This is a genomic window from Capnocytophaga genosp. AHN8471 (assembly GCF_016806945.1).
Classification (GTDB): domain Bacteria; phylum Bacteroidota; class Bacteroidia; order Flavobacteriales; family Flavobacteriaceae; genus Capnocytophaga; species Capnocytophaga periodontitidis.
On the sequence record NZ_JAESPJ010000040.1, the window covers coordinates 1 to 16,575 of the forward strand.

At 37.0% G+C, this 16,575-nt stretch carries 13 protein-coding genes; all 13 read right to left on the reverse strand.

The features are described 5' to 3' along the window. The coding region (locus JMN12_RS14520) for an Eco57I restriction-modification methylase domain-containing protein (protein WP_203139982.1) at positions 1 to 2,262 on the reverse strand (2,262 nt) is incomplete at its 3' end. Between the two features lies 1 nt (position 2,263). Further along, complete coding sequence (locus JMN12_RS14525; RefSeq protein WP_203139984.1) at positions 2,264 to 5,563, reverse strand: helicase-related protein; 3,300 nt, start codon at positions 5,561 to 5,563, stop codon at positions 2,264 to 2,266. A 222-nt stretch (positions 5,564 to 5,785) separates the two neighbouring features. Then, positions 5,786 to 6,406 carry a recombination mediator RecR gene (recR, locus tag JMN12_RS14530; RefSeq protein ID WP_088594160.1) on the reverse strand — a complete coding sequence of 207 codons (621 nt, stop codon included), beginning with the start codon at positions 6,404 to 6,406 and terminating at the stop codon, positions 5,786 to 5,788. A 15-nt stretch (positions 6,407 to 6,421) separates the two neighbouring features. Continuing rightward, positions 6,422 to 6,889 carry a low molecular weight protein-tyrosine-phosphatase gene (locus tag JMN12_RS14535; RefSeq protein WP_203139986.1) on the reverse strand — a complete coding sequence of 156 codons (468 nt, stop codon included), beginning with the start codon at positions 6,887 to 6,889 and terminating at the stop codon, positions 6,422 to 6,424. A gap of 78 nt (positions 6,890 to 6,967) precedes the next feature. Beyond that, positions 6,968 to 7,552, reverse strand: coding sequence for a nicotinate (nicotinamide) nucleotide adenylyltransferase (nadD, locus tag JMN12_RS14540; protein ID WP_203139988.1), 585 nt, complete (start codon positions 7,550 to 7,552; stop codon positions 6,968 to 6,970). Continuing rightward, positions 7,549 to 8,115 (reverse strand): guanylate kinase, encoded by a 567-nt coding sequence (gmk, locus tag JMN12_RS14545; protein ID WP_198466056.1) that lies wholly within the window; start codon positions 8,113 to 8,115, stop codon positions 7,549 to 7,551. Before gmk ends, nadD begins: the two co-directional genes overlap by 4 nt. Before the next feature lie 39 nt (positions 8,116 to 8,154). Continuing rightward, on the reverse strand, positions 8,155 to 9,009 hold the full coding sequence (locus tag JMN12_RS14550) for a YicC/YloC family endoribonuclease (RefSeq protein ID WP_009413655.1): 855 nt from the start codon (positions 9,007 to 9,009) through the stop codon (positions 8,155 to 8,157). A gap of 5 nt (positions 9,010 to 9,014) precedes the next feature. Next, positions 9,015 to 9,968, reverse strand: coding sequence for a transketolase family protein (locus tag JMN12_RS14555; protein ID WP_088594164.1), 954 nt, complete (start codon positions 9,966 to 9,968; stop codon positions 9,015 to 9,017). Positions 9,969 to 10,039: 71 nt separating this feature from the next. Beyond that, positions 10,040 to 10,570 carry a ribosome maturation factor RimM gene (gene rimM, locus JMN12_RS14560; protein WP_002678153.1) on the reverse strand — a complete coding sequence of 177 codons (531 nt, stop codon included), beginning with the start codon at positions 10,568 to 10,570 and terminating at the stop codon, positions 10,040 to 10,042. Positions 10,571 to 10,579: 9 nt separating this feature from the next. Beyond that, positions 10,580 to 11,113, reverse strand: coding sequence for a 30S ribosomal protein S16 (locus tag JMN12_RS14565; RefSeq protein ID WP_002678283.1), 534 nt, complete (start codon positions 11,111 to 11,113; stop codon positions 10,580 to 10,582). 97 nt (positions 11,114 to 11,210) lie between these two features. After that, positions 11,211 to 13,727, reverse strand: coding sequence for a TonB-dependent receptor (locus JMN12_RS14570; RefSeq protein ID WP_203139990.1), 2,517 nt, complete (start codon positions 13,725 to 13,727; stop codon positions 11,211 to 11,213). 75 nt (positions 13,728 to 13,802) lie between these two features. Continuing rightward, positions 13,803 to 15,974, reverse strand: coding sequence for an endonuclease MutS2 (locus tag JMN12_RS14575; RefSeq protein WP_203139992.1), 2,172 nt, complete (start codon positions 15,972 to 15,974; stop codon positions 13,803 to 13,805). Continuing rightward, on the reverse strand, positions 15,975 to 16,571 hold the full coding sequence (locus tag JMN12_RS14580; RefSeq protein ID WP_009411097.1) for a lipoprotein signal peptidase: 597 nt from the start codon (positions 16,569 to 16,571) through the stop codon (positions 15,975 to 15,977). Between the last annotated feature and the right edge of the window lie 4 nt (positions 16,572 to 16,575).

The window sequence follows — 16,575 nt, forward strand, 5'->3', positions numbered from 1 at the left end:
AGCTCCATACGGAGGATTCCCAATAACAATATCAAATCCAGGGTTGTCTAAATTATTTGCCCCTTTAAATACATCAGCAAAATATATATGCCACAAGAAAAAAGGTTTTTCATCTGTTTCTTGTAGTTTTATTATTTCCTTACGGCTTATATCTAATTTTGCTATCTCCTGCTCTAAGGATTCTTTTTCTCTTTCTTGCTTAAGAGTCAAAGTAGCATTTTTATATTTAGGAGTAATTTCTAACTTTAATCTTTCCAAATGATTTCTACGCAACTCCAAATTATAATCTATATGCTCCTGTATTTTGTTGTTAATTTGTTTTTTTAAACTCTTCTTTGTTTCAGCATCTGTAATACTAAAATATTTTTTGATATCTTGTTGCAAGCTTTCAGTAAAGTCTTTTTTGGTAAAGGTTATTCTAAGTTGTGGTTCTACATAGTTCCCAAATAGGTCTTTTTGTGCATTTTCAACAAGCATTAAATTGTTATTATCCTGTAAAAGGTTACTCAAATCTACTCCCTGATAGCTTTCTAATAAGCTATTCCCTTGCATAATCTTAAAGTCTAAGTTAGGAAGTGGTTGTGGAAGATGTTCATCTACTACCAAACTTAACCAAAAGCGCAATCGAGCTATGTCTACTGCACCTGCATCAATATCAACTCCATAGATATTTTGCTCAATGATATGTTTTTTAATCTGAGCATCGGTCAGCTCTGTTGTTACTCCTAATTGTTGCAAGGTGATTTTGATATAGTATATTTCTTGCAAAAGTCCCATAGGGAAAGCTCCAGACCCAATAGCAGGATCACATATTTTTACATTTTCTAAAGAGTTAGTAATAACATCCCCTTTTTCTTTCACATAGATTTTTTCCTCTTCATTAAGGGGTTGATGCTCTATTATTTTTGTAATAACATCTTTTGCTTCTTCTGATTGACCATTAGGGGTTATTTTTGAAAGTAAAAAGGTTTTTAAGCTTTCTTTGCACATATAATGTACAATTTCTTTAGGGGTGTAGAAAGCTCCTTTATCCTTATTGTCTTCCAAAAGGTTTTCAAAGATATGCCCTAGCATCTCAGGGTCTACAGCTACAGTATGTTCATTAGGAGCATCTTCATAGACGGTAAAGTTGTAGGAGTTAAAGGTATCAAAAAGTTCAGTAAAAATAGAGTAAGGCAAATTTACCTTATCAAAGTGTTGGTCTTGTGTTTTATCAAATAACCCTCCATTAAGATAAGGGAAACGCAAGTCATTTGTTTCACTCTCTGACTTTTTATCTGTAAAACATTCAAAAAATAATGGTACCAAACGTTTTTCATAAAAATAAGGTTGGTCTTCTTTAGGTGTTTCTTTATACAATTGGTATAAATAATCATAATTACCTTCTCCCCAATTTTTACCCTTAGGTACTGCTAACCAGCCTTTCTTTTGTATAAAGTACAAAAAGACAATCCGTCCCATCATTCGTTTTACGAAATCACGAACAGCTTTTTTATTTCCATTAAAAAGATTAGGATATTCCTTATTTTTAAAAGGTTGTGTTTCACTATCAGGATGTGGCATAGGATAATCTTTATAGTTCTTATAACCATCAAAATTAGGGTGTGGTTCGTGTTTCTTTATCTCAATATATTTTTTTGTTTTTTTATCCATTTCATAACGAACTCCTGTAATATGTTGTACAAAATCTTCATAGATATCCTTATATCTATCAAAGAAATCATTATTAAGTGCCTCTACTGCGAAGGCATTTTTAAAATCTTCTAACGAAAGTTCTTTCCCTACTAAAAGTTGAAGTCTATCTGTGGCTGTTTTTGTCTTTTCTCCTTCTCCTAACAAGTAGGTAAAGCGTTTTTCATTCGTAATTTCCTTAATAATCTTACCTTTCTCATCTACTTCTTTTATGATTTCAGAAATATATGACAATCGCCATTTCTTTTCTTGTACAAAAACTACTAACACACCATCTACATTATATTTGTAGATATTCTTCATCAATTGGCGAAGTCCTACTTTGTTGCGATAAAGCAACATATCTTCACTAATATTTACTTGGTAAATACCAATAAGCCTCCCTTCGGTAGTTTCATAATTACCTAATTCATAAGCTTCTTTCACTTTTTCACTTTTAGAAAGCTCTATTCTTTGAGGTTTTTGCAATATAACTCCAGTACCTGAATTATGAGCAAAAAGTTCTTTCAAGAAGCTAATCCAATCTTCCTGATGATAAGGAGATGAGAGTATTTGTCTTAAATTTTTCATACTATTTAATAAATGTTTCAGTGATTACTATTTCGGGTAATATATCCAATGCTTTTTCCTTATTATTTTTTATACTATCAAAAGATGATACTACGTATTTATTAGCTAAATTCAGAATAAGTTGTTGAGCATTTCCAAATGTTATTTTTTGTTTATCTAACTGCTGTCGTATCTTCTTTACATCAGTAGGTATATTTGTAAAAGTACCTTTGTCAATAAGTTTGATAAGCTGATCGCAAGCTATTTTTAGTTCTTCGTTATTTAAAGTTCCTTTTATATCACGTAAGAATTTTTTAGCTTGCATTGTATTTCCATCTGCCTTATCAGTCGGAGTTACAGTTTCAATATTAGCTTGTATGGTATCGTTTTCGAACTTACTTTGTGCCAAATTTACATCTTTATAATGAGATGCAGGCACCTCAAAACCTTTCTCCGAAACAGTAGCTTCGAAGCGTTCGGCTGCTTCCAAAAAATCAATACTTTCTATTTCTTCTTTCCCATTTACTCTATAAAACTCACTTTTATAGGGTGATTTCATAAAAATGATAGAACCATTTTTCACATCATCAAATGGAGTGTTTTCGTTTTTACGAGCTGTACGGGCTTTGAAAGGAATGTTAGAAATACGTTTAAATTCCTTAGGGTTATTATCTTTAAATTCACGAATAAAACGCAGATAGTGCAAACGTTTGTCTTCTTCTCCTTCACCTCCTTCTTTAAAAAGCTCAAATTGTTCTACTAATTCTTCTTTAGAGAATACTTGTGCATCTTCTCCAAAAGCAGAATGGAAACCTTGCAGTTTAACATAAGCATTTTTGTACAACTTTATTTCTTCATCACCTTGTGCTGAAGGGTAAAAAATAAAGTTATATACAATCCCTGCTTCACTTCCTATTCGGTTGATACGTCCGAGGCGTTGCATTAGCTTAGTAGCATTCCAAGGGGTATCATAATTTAACAATACATTGGCACGATGCAAGTTGATACCCTCAGCAAGCACATCGGTAGTAATGAGTATTTGCAAATCATTTTTTCGCTCTTTTGTATAATTAGCATCAAAGTTAGCTTGAATATCATCAAATATTTTACTTCTATTTTCTGAAGAAACTTTCAATATTTTATTAGGAGCTATTTTAGTTGAAAGTTTTTCTGTTAAATAATCAGCTGTATCATTACTTTCAGTAAAAATAATTAACTGTTGTGAAGGATTCTTTTCTTTATCAAGTAAAGTACTATTTAAAATGCTAAATAACTTATCTATTTTAGGGTCATTCTTTATCTTTTGCCATTTTTCAAAAAGTATTTTCAGTGAATTTACATCTTTTTTTAATCCTTCTAAGAGTGCAGGATCAAAATCATCTGCCGAAAAGATATTATTTCTTGCATTTTTTGCATTTTTCTGAAGGATTATCTCTTCTATTTCCTCTTCCGAAAAACCTTTTTCATATAGAGTGTTGATATTTAAGTCAGGCGCAATATAAACTCTATCATTTTCAAACATTTCAATCATCCGTTGGGTTGATTTCAATAAGTTCTCTAATGTTTTCTTAAATGCTACGAAACTACTTTCCAAGCGCTTCACCATTAAAGTTTTCATAATACCCGCTAACGATTGAGATACTAATTCAGCTTTTTCATAGTATTTTTCTTGAATCTCTTTGTTCAAAAAGCGAATAGCCTGATAACGATAATAACCTATTTTATCATCATCTGTTAAGTTAAATATTGTTTCATAAAACAGCTTACCAAGAGAGGTGTCTAACTGATATTCTATGGTTTGTAAAGGTGCTATTTCAGGGAAAATAATACCCTGTTCTTTTAAATCATCTAAATATTTAGGATATTTCTTAAGGTCTTTTCGTGTTCTGCGCACTGTAATCTCAGCTATTACTTTTTCACGAATTTGCTTATAGATATTCCTTACTTTTCCCATATCAGGAATGGTAGTATTCATAATATCTTTGTATTCTCGAATCAATGGAGCAAAGAAGTTTTGCAAATTATTTACTTTTTCCAAAGTACTTGTACGAATATCTTGGAATAGTTGTACTTGATAATAAAGATCTTCCGGACGGTTATTAAGAGGGGTCGCTGAAATAAGTATTACTTTTTTCTTATCTCCCTCTATAAGTCCTTCAGCTTTTCGTGGGGTTTTACAAATTCGTTGTAAGTAATCAAAACCTTGCGATCTATGATTGCGGTATTTATGCGCTTCATCTACTAAAATTAAATCATATTCATCTATTTCCCAATAGTTATCCAAATCTTTTTCATCTACTATTTTATTGAGACTACCATTGGTAATAAACTTAGTATTCTTATCTAACCTAAAATCTCTAAAAGTTTGCTTCCAGCTCTTTTCTACTGCTGGAGGAGTAACTACTAATATTTTAGTTTGTGCAAAACCATTGGCTATACAAAAACGTTTAGCTATCATCGAGGCTATAACTGTTTTTCCTAATCCAACCACATCAGCTAAGAAAAAACCATTGTGTTTTTGTAGCATGTCAAATCCTTGGTTTACAGCATCTATTTGATAACTTAACTTTTTGTAGGTTGAAGGCAAGTCACCCACTGTATTAGGATCGTAATCAATATTTTTTCCAAAATACTCTATAAGTAGTTTTATAAATATTTCAAAAGGAGTAAACGCTTGTCCAATATAAGTTTTCTTAATTAGTCCTTCTACATCAGCAGGAAGTAATACATCTGAGTCTTCCCATAGTTTATCAAACTCTTTTTTTGCAAATTCTACATCATCAAAATCCTTTAAAGCTATATTCAATTCATAGTTAGGAGCTTTTTTACTACCAATACCTGCATCAGTAAGATTAGAAGAGCCCATTACTACCCAACCATCAGTATATTCACTATGTTCTTTTGGTAAAATAATATAGAATTTAGCGTGAATAGATTGACTATTGTGTACCCTTACTTCAATGCGCTTATCTACAATATCTTGAATAAACTGCAAGATACTTTCTTCTACTTCTTTAGAGTATTGAGCTTCTTTTACATCCTCAATAAACCACTTTTCAAACTCTTGTTTAGTTTTGTCCGAATTTTTAAAGTAGAGAATTCCTCTTTTTTGAGCATCAGCTATAAGAGTATCTACATTGATACCTACTAAGATTTTAACTTCTTCTACTTCTTTTAGCATCTCACGCATTTTAAAGTAGCCTGAAGAACGAAAATAAGCTGAAACAGCTTTAAAAGCTGCTGGTTTCATTGCTTTAATAATCCCTTCAAATTTCTTGAACAAGGTATTTCCTTCTGTATTAGTAAAAAACTTGGAACTCATAATCAGGTTATTATATCTATATTTTGTGTAAAATAAAGATGTTTTTATTTTATACAGTGCGGCAAATGTAGTGTAAAAAAGTTGAATAACCTAATGAAATAGGATTTTTTTAGGGAATTTTTGGAGAGAGAAGGTGAGCCGCACGGGCAGGGATGGGAGGTGCGATCCGCACAGGCAGGGATGGGAGCGGTGGGAGGTGTGGTAGGTGTGGGAGGTGTGGGGTTATACTGCTTTGATGGCTTTTTCAAAAGGGATGCGATGGGCGATGCTGCGACCTAAGGTTACTTCATCGGTGTATTCGAGTTCGCTGCCTACGGCTATGCCGCGTGCTATGGTGGAGATAGTGATGTGATAGGGCTCTACTTGTTTGTAGATATAGAAGTTGGTTGTATCGCCTTCCATAGTGTTGCTTAGGGCGAGAATGAGTTCTGTTACTTTGCCTGCCTTTACTTTTTCTATCAGTGATGCGATGTGTAGATTGGAAGGGGCAATCCCATCAATGGGGGATATTTTGCCTCCTAAGACGTGATACTGCCCTCTGAATTGTCCTGTGTTCTCTATTGCCATTACATCGCGGAAATCCTCTACAACACAGATGATGCCTGTGTCACGAGTGGGATTGGCGCATATTTCACAAAGATCGACATCGGAGATGTTATGGCAGTTTTTGCAATACTGTATATGGGTTCGCAACGCTACAATGGCTTGTGCTAACTGCAAGGATTGCTCTTCGGGTTGTTTGAGCAGGTGTAAGGCTAAACGCAAGGCGGTGCGCTTGCCTATAGAGGGCAATTGTGCTATTTCGTATACAGCGTTTTCTAAGAGTTTAGATGAGAAGTCCATTTTAGGAGATAGTAGTTAGGGGTTAGGAGATAGTTTGTGAGCAACTTTTGTGCAAGCCTCGTCAATGAGCTGATAGACGTTTTCAAAATCGGCTTCTGTACCGTAATAAGGGTCGGGGATTTCACGTCGTGCCATTCCTCCTAAAGCATCGGCTAAAAAATGTACTTTAGCACGTTCTTTTTCGTTCTTAGCAAGGCGGATCACGTTTTGGTAATTACTTCTGTCCATTACAAAGATATAATCGAAGTGTGAGAAATCTTTGGCAGAAAATTGTCGTCCTCTAAGCATAGAGATGTCTACTCCGTGTTGTTTGCCAGAAGCAATAGAACGATCATCAGGGGCATCACCCACGTGATAATTGGCAGTACCAGCTGAATCTACTTCAAAGTTATCGGAAGGGAGTTTGCTTCTCATCACACCTTCGGCTAAGGGTGAACGGCAAATATTGCCTAAGCAAACCATTAGTATTTTTGTTTTTGACATTTTGTTTTAATTTTATTGATGATCAAATTACTGAAAAATGAAGTTTTGGGAGTATTTCGGAGAGACATTGATAATTTTTTATCTGTAGAGTCCCAGTTTATCGATATATTGCCATACTTTTTCGGGGAGTAATGGACGTATATTGCGCCCTACTTTGAGTTCTTCACGTATAAAAGTAGCAGAGAGTTCAATAATAGGAGCATTTATACGAGTGATTTGTGGGTGATTGATTAAGGATTGGGGGATATCTCCCTCTGAAATACGAGGATATACATAAATAGGGTAATTAGCTAAAATATACTCGTAGTTTTTCCATTTGTGAAAGCTTTTTAGGTTGTCTTCCCCCATAATTAAGGCAAAGTTAACTTGAGGGTGTTTTTCTTCCAAATAGGCTAAAGTGTTTACTGTATAATTGGGTTGAGGCAACTGAAATTCGATGTTTGAAGCTCTTAACTTGGGATATTCGTCTATTGCTAAATTTACCATTTCCAGTCGCAAGTGGTTGTCTAACAGCGATTGTTTTTCTTTAAATGGGTTTTGAGGAGTTACGACTAACCACAATTCGTCCATTGCACTATGTTCTACCAGATGATTGGCAATGATGAGATGCCCTATATGGATAGGGTTGAATGATCCAAAGAATAAGCCTATTTGTTTTTTCATCGATTGATAAATTCGGTTACTATACGTTCAGCCTCTTGTAGGGCTTGTTGCAAATCGTCGTTTTTGATAATTACATCAAATTGATGAGCTGTAGCCATTTCTTGTTCGGCTTTATTGAGGCGCATTTGTATTTTTTCTTCTGTTTCGGTTTTGCGATTGCGCAAACGCTCCTCTAAGGCAACGAGGCTTGGTGGTTCTACAAAAATTGCCAAGGTTTGGTCAGGGTATTTTTTTTTCAAGCGAAGACCTCCAGCAACATCAAGGTCAAATACTACATTTTTACCATTTGCCCAAAGACGTTCTACTTCAGATTTTAGGGTGCCATAGTAACAGCCAGCATATACTTCTTCCCATTCCATAAAATCATCGTGTTGTATGCGATTTTTGAACTCATCGGCTGAAAGAAAATAGTATTCTTTGCCGTGTTGTTCGACACCACGAGGTGCGCGAGAGGTAGCTGAAATAGAAAAGGCTAAGTTAAGTTTTTCAAGTGATAACAAGTGTTTTACTATGGTAGTTTTGCCACTCCCTGAGGGGGCTGAGAAAATAATTAGTTTGTTCATTTTTTAATTAGCAAATTGGTAAATTAGCAAATTAGCAGATTATAATACGTTTAATACTTGTTCTTTAATTTTTTCGAGTTCGTCTTTCATTTGGACAACTAACTGTTGCATAGGGGCAAAGTTAGCTTTAGATCCTAAGGTATTTACCTCTCGTCCAATTTCTTGTGCGATAAAACTCAGTTTTCGTCCGTTAGATTCTTCGCTATGGAGGGTTTCTAGAAAATAGTCTAAGTGCTTTTTGAGTCGGATTTTTTCTTCGGTAATATCCAATTTTTCTAAATAGAAAATAAGTTCTTGTTCAAAGCGATTGGCATCTACATTTTGGATATCGGCAACTGCTTTTTCAAGGCGTTCGCGTATCAAAGCTAAGCGCTCTTCGTCAAGACCTTGTACTTCTTGTAATAGGCGGTTGATATTGTTAATTCGCAATACAAAATCTTTTTCTAATACTTTACCTTCCTGAGTGCGGAAGTTTTGCAAATCGGCAATGGCAAGGTTGATATGTTGAAAAATAACAGAAAGTTCTTCTTCAGAAATACTTTCGGAAGTGGTTTGCAAGGCATCAGGCATACGCACTGCCATTTTAAGCAACTCGGTAAGGTCGCCATCCACAATCGCACGCATTTGTTCTATGTACGATTTTACGATGTTAGGATTGATTTTAGAAGGAGTTTGAGTACCTGTATTTTCTATGAAGATGCTAAAATCTACTTTTCCGCGTTGCAATTGTTCAGCAATAAGTTTGCGAAAGTCGAGTTCTTTTTCGCGATATACCTGAGGAATACGCGTGTTGATATCAATACTCTTACTATTTAAAGATTTGATTTCTATACTGATATGTTTATCGGCAAGAGATAACACGCTCTTTCCGAATCCTGTCATTGATTGTATCATACTATTTATTTTCTTTTCAGTACTTTTTGAACTGCTTTTAAAATACCCTCTTTATCTAATCCATATTTTTGCATAAGCTGAGCAGGTGTGCCGCTTTCACCAAAGGTATCATTTACGGCAACAAACTCTTGTGGAGTAGGGTAGTGTTGTGCAAGTACACGAGCTACACTTTCACCCAGACCTCCATAGTAATTATGTTCTTCACAAGTAACGATTGCTTTGGTTTTCTTTACAGAATTGAGGATGATTTCTTCGTCTAAAGGTTTGATAGTATGGATATTAATCACTTCGGCAGAGATGCCTTGTTGTTCTAAGACTTCACAAGCTAAAAGCGCTTCCCAAACTAAATGACCTGTAGCAACGATGGTAACATCAGAACCTTCGTTTAGCAAGATTCCTTTGCCTATTTCAAAAGTTTGGTCTTCGGGAGTGAAGTTAGCCACGGTAGGGCGACCGAAGCGGAGGTATACAGGGCCTACATAATCGGCAATAGCAAGGGTTGCTGCTTTAGTTTGATTGTAGTCACAAGGATTGATAACCACCATATTAGGCAACATTTTCATCAGTCCGATATCTTCTAATATTTGGTGAGTAGCTCCATCTTCGCCTAAGGTAAGTCCGGCGTGAGAGGCGCATATTTTTACATTTTTATTAGAATAGGCAATTGATTGACGTATTTGGTCATAAACACGACCTGTAGAGAAAGCTGCGAAAGTGCCTGTAAAGGGGATTTTACCACCGATAGTAAGACCAGCAGCAATGCCCATCATATTAGCTTCAGCAATACCTATTTGGAAGAAACGGGTAGGGTTTTCTTCGATAAATTTTTCCATTTTTAGGGAGCCAATCAAGTCGGCACAAAGGGCTACTACGTTAGGGTTTTTGCGACCTAATTCGGCAAGTCCAGCGCCGAAGCCACTTCGGGTATCTTTTTTTCCTGTATCGATATATTTTTTCATTGGAAAAATGAGTGTTAATGTTATTGAGCGACAAAGGTAATGCTTTTTATTAATTTCTCCTAATAAAAAGTTTAATTTACATATAAATCGATAAGACCATCGGGGGTTTTTACGATGATTTTTTGGTTAGGGCGATCTACTTTTTCAATAAACTCATCGTTCATAGGGATAAGGATTTCTTTGCCTTCTTCATTTTCTATTTCGAATAAGGGTTGGAAAGTAGTATCGTTGATACTCACAATTTTACCTACTTTTCCATAGTTTATATCTTCGACTTCAAATCCTATTACTTCGTGGTAATAGAACTTATTACCTGAAAGTTTAGGAAGAGCCGCTAAGGGCAAGTAGATTTTGTGTTTTAGCAAAGCATCGGCATCGGCTTCACTATTAACTTCTTCAAATTTTACACGGAGTAAATCGGATTTGTGCAAAGAGCTTTTTTCAACAAAAAAAGGAACCAGATTATTGCCTAAAGCAATAAAAACTGATTCCAATTCTTCGTACATTTCGGGGTCGTCAGAATCTAATTTGATGAGCACTTCCCCTTTAAAGCTAAACTTTGACACAATTGTTCCTACATAAAAACAATCTTTAATGGTCATATTATGAGTCTATGCTTCAGTTTCGTTGTTTTCTTCGGCAGGAGCTTCAGCTTCAGCTTGTTCAGCGGTAGCTTCGGCAGCAGCCTCAGCAGCTTTAGCAGCAGCGTCGTTTTTACGTTTTTCGTTAGCTTCTTTTTCAGCACTTAACGCTTTAGCTTTAGCATCTGCTTTTTCTTTAGCTAATTTTTGTTCTTTAGAAGATACTTTGTTAGCTTTTTCGTCTAACCAAGCTTTGAATTTAGCTTCAGCTTGTTCTTCGGTAAGGGCACCTTTGGCAACACCGCCTAACAAGTGATATTTAAGCAATACACCTTTGTAAGAAAGGATACGGCGAGCTGTATCACTTGGTTGAGCACCGTTTTTCAACCATTTTACTGCTGCATCTACATCAATTTCGATTTGAGCAGGGTTAGAAACTGGGTTGTAAGTTCCTAATTTTTCAAGGAATTTACCATCTCTTTTTGCACGTGAGTTGGCGGCTACAATCCAATAGAAAGGTTTGCCTTTTTTACCGTGACGTTGTAATCTGATTTTTACTGGCATAAAAAAATTTAATTAGTGAGGTTCACGACCTCGGTTATTAATTCGGGCGCAAAGATACAATCTTTTTTGATATGTACAAAACTAAATTGTAAGATTTTTACCAAGTGTAAGTTATACCACCTACAAAGTTACGTCCGACACCAGGGATAAAGTTTGTTTTATCGACAATGGTGGGGGTAGGTTGCAAGACTCTGTTGCCTACTTTTGCAGGAGGAGGAGTTACTTGGTCTTGAATTAAATAGCTAGATGCATAAACTGTATCGGCTAAATTATTACCTTGGAAGAAGAACGTCCAGTTTCCTTTTTTAAATCCTATTTTAGCGCCTAACAGTTGATAGGCATCTTGGTAATAAGTATTTTTATGGTCGGTAGGGGTATCTTCAGGGAGTGCTTCAACATTGAACTCGGCAAAGAATCCAGAAGGGTGTTTATAGTCTAAAGCACCATAGATGTAATGTTTAGGGATACCTGCTATTTGGTTACCTTTTAGAGCGCCTCCATCAAAGAAGAAATCGCTGTAATTGTAGTTTACAAAAAGGGTAAAGGCATCACCTCTACTTGAAAATACACGTTTGGCAAAGGTAGATTGCAATGACGCCTCAACTCCTCGGTGGACGGTGGTATAAGGAGCGTTTACAGTAATACCATTGATGCCAATTTCGCCATCGGTGAGGGTAAAAATCTCATCTTTTACCCAAGAGTGATAGGCACTTACATTCCACACGAAAGCATCACCAATATTTCCTTTAGTTCCAATCTCGGCGGTTTGTGCTTTTTGTGCTTTCAATTCAAAGGCTGCAATATTTTTAGCACTGGAATTGGCATTGCTACTATTAGGGAAAATTACTTGTGTACCGCTCATTGCTGCACCTCCTGTTAAACGAATGATTTCAAGGAAGGTAGGGGGTTCATAACTAAAGCTATAATTACCATATACTTGGGCATTATCACTGAACTTATAAATCACACCTGCTTTGGGATTGACAGCGTTATACGTATACTCGTTATCAATTTTTTTTACGGAAGAAGGGCTTTGGACACGGCGTAAATTTTGACCGGCATAGAAGGATATAGGTCGGCTACTACCCTCAAATTTATCTTCTATCTTTCGGGTGTCGTAACTACCTTGTACAGCTACATTCACAAGGAATTTATCGGTGATTTTGTATACATCGGAAATGTAGGCTACAGCGTGGTTTGATAAGAGGTCTTGTTTGGCAAATAATGCGCCAAAACTTCCTTTTTCGTTGATGTTTCGCAATTGATGCATTTTGCCTTGGCTGAGTTGTACCCCTATTGACAAATCGTTTTTACGAGTATTATAATCATAAGTAAGACGCAAACCATAATCGTTGTTGTAATCGTGACGTATATTGGTGGCTATGGGATATAAAAAGGCATCATCAGCATATTGGTAATACAAAGTAGCAGTGAGCAAACTATGGTTGTTAAACTTATAGGCTGACTTACTACCAAAACGTGCAATTTTGCTTGATCTATTAGGTTTATCGCGTTGTACATTAGGTCCGAAAGCATAAGGAACTGTAAGTTTAGGAGCTCCATTTATTTGTTTGCTATCACTTTCGTATTGTTGTTTGGTAAGAGGACCTGGAATATCGAAATACAAATCGGTAAATGAGGCATATAGGCGAGTTTCAAACTTATTGGTAAACTGTCTGCCAATATTGAGCAATGCGTTGAAGCGTTTGGAAGAGTTGTAGGTGCGGTATCCATCGCTTTTGCTATAGGAAGTAGAAATAAAGCCATCGTTTTTGCCAGAAGAAAATCCTGAAGAAAGACTACTGTTGAAGTAATTGAAACTACCCGCTTCCATTTTTACACTAAGAGGAGAGGCGTTATAGCCATTTTTGGTCACGAAGTTCATAGCACCTCCTAAGGTAGCTCCCCCATATTCCATAGCATTAGCTCCGCGGTATACTTCTACTAAATTAGATGCTTGAGGTTCTAAAACACCTATAATATAAGAGCCATCGGAAAAGTTTATAGGAATACCATCTTGATATAGGGCAACCCCACGTGATTGTGGATTGCTTTGTATTCCTGAACCTCTGATATTGAGTCGAGGCTGGTCGTTACCACCGAAGAATTCTTGAATAACCACCCCTGGTTGACACACAAGAGCATCTTTGAGGGTTTGAGAACGCTTTTCGGACAAATCCTTTAAGTTGGCTATATTGGTACCACCAGGAACTTTATCTAATTTTTTTCGCGATAAACTCTCGGAGTTAGCAATCAAGCTAGGGTTATCGCTCACTACTACTTCTTCCAAAGCAATAGCCTCCTTTGGGAGTGTGAAATCTACGTAAGTGACGCGGTTTTCGTTGTTTTGAAGCGTAACAACGACCGTTTGTTTTTCAAACCCTTCTTTGATAATTTCTAAGGTTACCTCTTTGCCATTAGGTGTAAAGCTGAGTGTATACAGCCCATTAACATCGGTTTGTGTGGCAATGTTAGGGTTCGTCTGCAATTGGATAGACACCCCAGCTACAGGGAACTTGTTTTCATCTAAAATAGTTCCTTTGATTTTGTGATGTTGTCCAAATAGTAGGGGACTTATCACGAGCATTACAAATAATATGATGTGTTTGAACATAAAATATAGTTATTAATTTAGAATGATGCAAAATTAGCAATTATATTTTACGTAGCAAATAAAATTTCGATAAAATTATCTTATTTTCTGTACGAGCTCCAATTCGTCCAAAGAAACAGAGGTAGTAAACGCCCCGTAATTTACTATGGCTTTGCCTTTTTCAATCTTATCGATACTTCCCACGCTCCGGCTGTTTTTAATGCGCACACGGTCGCCTACTGAAAGGGCGCGTTGTAGCTTTTCCTTTTCGGCGCGTTCTTGGGCAATGCGCTCTTTCTTCTCTTCTTTGCGTTGCTGGCGGATAGCCTCCATTTGCTTATGAACTTCTTGGGTAGTAGTTTTTTTCTCCTCTTTTTGCTTGGTGCGTTCCTCTTTGCTCATTTGTTTGCGCTTGGCATTTTCCATTTCAATGAGTTTAAGAAATTCGGATACCAAAGGGCGACGCTTACCATCGTAGAAATAACGTTCGGCTATCTGGTCTACCTTACTACCTAAGGTAATCATACGTTGGCTTTGGTCATAGAGCTCTTGATAATTTACGAGTTTGCTTTTTATTTTATCATTGAGTTCTTCCAAACGTTTGGCTTCTTCGCGGGCTTTGGTTTCCTCATCTTTCAGGGTTTCGGCAGTTTTTTCCATTTTGGAGCGTTCTTTCTGCAATTTGGCGATAGTGGCATCAAAACGCACTTTTCCTTTCTCTATTTTTTTCTTAGCCCGATTGATGAGGCTAAACGGAATGCCGTTTTTCTGCGCTACTTCAAAAGTGAAAGAACTTCCCGCTTCGCCTATTATCAGCTTATAAATGGGCTCTAAGGTTTTATCGTTGAAAAGCATATTGGCATTGCTGGCGTGGGGCAATTCATCTGCCAGCATTTTTAAGTTGGTGTAATGTGTGGTAATCACCCCAAAAGCCTTTCGGTGGTAGAACTCTTCTAAGAATATTTCAGCCAAAGCACCTCCTAATTCGGGGTCGCTACCTGTCCCGAACTCATCTATCAAAAACAAGGTGCGGTGGTTACACTTTTTGAGGAAGTAATTCATATTTTTGAGTCGGTAGCTGTATGTGCTAAGGTGGTTTTCAATAGATTGGTTATCGCCGATATCGGTAAGAATGCGTTCAAATAAACACATTTTAGAACGATGATGCACCGGAACCAGCATTCCACTTTGTAACATTAATTGCAATAAGCCAATGGTTTTAAGCGTAATACTCTTTCCGCCCGCATTAGGTCCCGAGATGACGATAATACGATTTTCATCATTCAGTTCTATGGTTTGAGGGAAGGTAGTAACACCTTTTTTGGCATTGCTCAGGTACAGCAAAGGGTGATATGCTTCACGGAGGAATAGTTCGCGCTCCTGAGTGATTTTTGGCAAAAGGGCGTTCATTTGGTGAGCGTACTTAGCTTTGGCGCAAATAATATCAACGGCTGTGATGTATCGCTGATAGTCTTTCAGCAGGTCGGCAAACTGACTGATGAAGGCGGTAAGTTCTCTTAATATACGCTGGATTTCCTCTTTTTCGTCATAAAGCAAATTGGAGAGTTCTCGAGAGTAGATTTCGGTTTGTCGCGGTTCTATATACACTATGCTACCCGTTTTTGAGCTCCCCCATACGGTGCCTTGTACTTTTCGGCGGTACATCGCTTTCACTGCCAGCACGCGACGGTTTTCTACTACGGTCTCGCGGATATCATCGAGATAGTCGGCAGTGTTATACTCGGCGAGAGCACGGTTGAAACTTTCGTTTAGTTTTCCTTTCAAGGCACTCAGCTCACGACGTATATTGCCAAGCGTAGGAGAGGCTTCGTTTTTTATCTCGCCGTACTTGTCCAGCACTTTATCGATAGCGTTCAGCAGTTCGGTAGTATACTCGATACTATCAGCCGTTTCGAAAAGGGTAGGGTATAGCGTTTTGAACTTCTTAAAGAAGAGAATTTGGGTATTTACAACCTCGCTGATACGATGAATCTTCCTAATGCTCGACACTTCTAACAAAGCGTTTTCAATAGATAGAAGTTTAATTTCGGAAGTGATAGATTCGCAATAGTGTGAAGGGATTGTGTTGTTATTATCAAAAGACGATAAGTATTCATTGGTTTGATTCAGTGCCAATAACAGGCTCTCCTGATTGTCGAAAGGTTTGATACGTAAGGCGTATTTCTTGCCGAGTTCAGTAAGGCAAAGGTCAGACAAATGAGAGAGTACAATGGGGAACTCTAAGTCTTCAAGTGTTTTTGTATTCATTTAGTTTTTAGGAAATATCTTTTTGTGATATAAAATCATCAGCCCCACTGCTATACATATTGCAGAGTCAGCCACATTGAACACGGGCTCGAAGAAACGAAAGCGTTCGCCTCCCCAAATGGGTACCCAGCTGGGAAGTGTAGTATCGATAATAGGGAAGTAGAACATATCCACCACTTTGCCGTGCAAGAGGGTTCCGTAAGGATTTTCAGCAAATAGGGTAGCAATGTTACCATAACTATGGTCGAAAATTATGCCGTAAAACACCGAATCGATGATATTGCCCAGTGCTCCTGCCAATATCAAAGAAATACAAATGATAAGTATCTTAGGTTGTTGCTTTCTCACTGCCGATACCAGCCAATAACCGATACCTATTACCGCTACAATGCGAAAGAGGGTAAGAATGAGTTTGCCGTATTCACCGGGTATTTTAGTACCCCAAGCTGCACCTTCGTTTTCTACAAAGTATATTTGAAACCAACTGAAAACGGTTACGGCTTCGTTGAGGATAAAGTGTGTTTTGATGTATATTTTGCTCCATTGGTCGATGATAAGTACCAACAGAATAATAAGGAATGCGTGTTTTAATTTCATATTT